The 2,388-nt window shown below is 44.8% G+C and carries 2 protein-coding genes; both read left to right on the forward strand.

Features of this window, described 5'->3' with window-relative positions:
* The first annotated feature begins 630 nt into the window (after positions 1 to 630).
* Positions 631 to 1,833, forward strand: a complete 1,203-nt coding sequence (locus tag F6K37_RS38395; protein ID WP_287256359.1) for an RNA-guided endonuclease InsQ/TnpB family protein — start codon at positions 631 to 633, stop codon at positions 1,831 to 1,833.
* Positions 1,834 to 1,835: 2 nt separating this feature from the next.
* Positions 1,836 to 2,333: a WD40 repeat domain-containing protein gene (locus tag F6K37_RS38400; protein WP_287256361.1), complete on the forward strand. Its 498-nt coding sequence runs from the start codon at positions 1,836 to 1,838 to the stop codon at positions 2,331 to 2,333.
* The last annotated feature ends 55 nt before the right edge of the window (positions 2,334 to 2,388 follow it).

Here is a 2,388-nt window from a genome sequence, read left to right on the forward strand (position 1 = left end):
CGGGCATCTTGGTGGAACGGGCATCTTGGTGGAACGGGCATCTTGGTGGAACGGGCATCTTGGTGGAACGGGCATCTTGGTGGAACGGGCATCTTGGTGTAACGGGCATCTTGGTGGAACGGGCATCTTGCCCGTTTCATTTCCGGACGGACTTTCCCAACCAACCGGGGCCTTGATGGGAAAAAATAGGGCAAACCAAGGGTTGTGCGTTACGGGGCGGACTATCTCAACCCTGGCTACGAGGCGAAAAATAAGGGCAAGTCCGCCCCTAACACACCCTACGCACTTGGTCTGTTAGACTTACTATAAACTTGCTGCTTACTCTTCCCCCGATTCCCGATTCCCGATTCCCGATTCCCGATTCCCGATTTCCTGTTCAATACTATTGGGATTGACCGAAAAAATCTAAGGGCGCAAGTCCCTGAATTCTATTCATGGGGTTAGCCTTTTAAAGTTACCGTAAGAATAGTGGAGCCTTTATAGGCGACAGGCTATGCATAGAAAAGTTAAAACTTATTGATTAAGGCTCCACTATTCTAAGGTTTCGTCTTTTGAGGGAATTTATTCCCTGATCAATAGACATCGACTATAATAATAAGTAAATCCAACAAACTAAGGAGGTGATCAAAGGTGTTAGTAATGGAGTTCAAAGCTATTCTAAAAGAACCCCAAAAAGTGGCTATAAATGAAGCTATAAGGACAGCTAAGTTTGTCCGAAACAAAGTGCTGCGTTTTTGGATGGACAATCGCGGAATTTGCAAAAAAGAACTATACCGTTACAACACCCAGTTAAGGGACGAATTCAAGTTTGTCAAAGAGCTTAATAGTCACGCCTGTCAAGCATCGGTTGAAAACGTAGAGCGGGCTATCAAAAGATTTTTTGATAATTGTAAAAAAAAGGTTACCGGCAAGAAAGGCTATCCCAAATTCAAAAAGCATTCCCGGTCTGTTGAGTACAAGCAATCTGGGTGGAAGTTGTCGCCAGATAAAAAATCTATCAATTTCACAGACAAAAAAGGGATCGGTAAGGTCAAGCTTAAGGGCACCTGGGACTTATGGCGTTTCGACCAGAAGCTGATTAAACGGGTTCGCATTGTTCAGAGATCTGATGGTTATTATGTTCAGTTTTGTGTAAAACTAGATAACTCAGAGCAACTAGAGGCCACTGGCTTTACCGTCGGGTTAGATGTAGGGCTAAAAGAGTTTTATACCGACTCTGATGGATACTCTGAACCCAACCCTAGATTCTACAGAAAAGGCGAGAAGCGCTTAAAGTTTTATCAGCGTCGAGTTTCTCGGAAAAATAAAGGCTCAACTAACAGAAAGAAAGCGATTAATAAACTAGGTAGGACACACCTCAAAATAAGTAGACAACGTGAAGAACATGCCAAGAGACTGGCACGTTGCGTAATCCGGTCTAACGATCTGGTCGCCTATGAAGATTTGAGGATTAAAAATCTGGTTAAAAACCATTGTCTTGCCAAGTCTATTAACGACGCAGGTTGGTATCAGTTCCGGGAATGGCTGGAATATTTTGGTCAAAAGTTTGGGCGGATAACTGTTGCAGTAAATCCAGCTTATACAAGCCAGAATTGTTCTAACTGTGGTGAAGTGGTTAAGAAGTCGCTATCGACTAGAACCCATGTCTGCGAATGTGGATGTCAATTAGATCGAGACCACAACGCCGCCAGAAACATTTTAACTAGAGCCTTGAGTACCGTGGGGCACACGGGAACTTTAATCAACGCTTGGGGAGACCTGTCCTCTACTCTTCCTGGTTCCGACCTGGTTGAGCAAGACGGGTCTGTGAACCAAGAATCCCCCGGCTTCTAGCCGTGGGGAGTGTCAAAAGAAAACTAATTCACACAATAACTGATCATTCAAACATGGTTAATTGTGTTGCTATTACTCCCGATGGTCAGACTATCGCTAGTGCTAGTAATGACAAAACCATCAGACTTTGGAACGGACGCGGGTATCAACAGCGCTCTATTCTTACCGGACATACAGGATGGGTAACTTCCATTGCGATCAGTCCTGATGGTCAGACTATCGCCAGCGGCAGCACTGACAAAACCGTCAGACTGTGGAATCTCCACACTGAAAAACTAATCTTTTCTCTAACTGGACATTCAACAGCGGTGCTTTCTATTGCTATTAGCCCTGATGGAGAAACAGTAGTCAGTGCCAGTATAAACGAGATTAAACTTTGGAGCCTACGGACTGGTGAGCTACTGCGCAATCTGAATGGTTGTTATCCCGTTACTTTTAGCCCTGATGGACAAATCCTAGTCAGTGGAGGCGGAAAGGGCAACATTAAGATTTGGCGTTGATTGATATGTCAGCCGTCAGCCGTCAGCCGTGGGCGTAGCGCATTAGCTCAATGCT

Origin of the sequence: Moorena sp. SIO4E2 (assembly GCF_010671945.1) — a bacterium.
In the GTDB taxonomy this organism is placed as follows: domain Bacteria; phylum Cyanobacteriota; class Cyanobacteriia; order Cyanobacteriales; family Coleofasciculaceae; genus Moorena; species Moorena producens.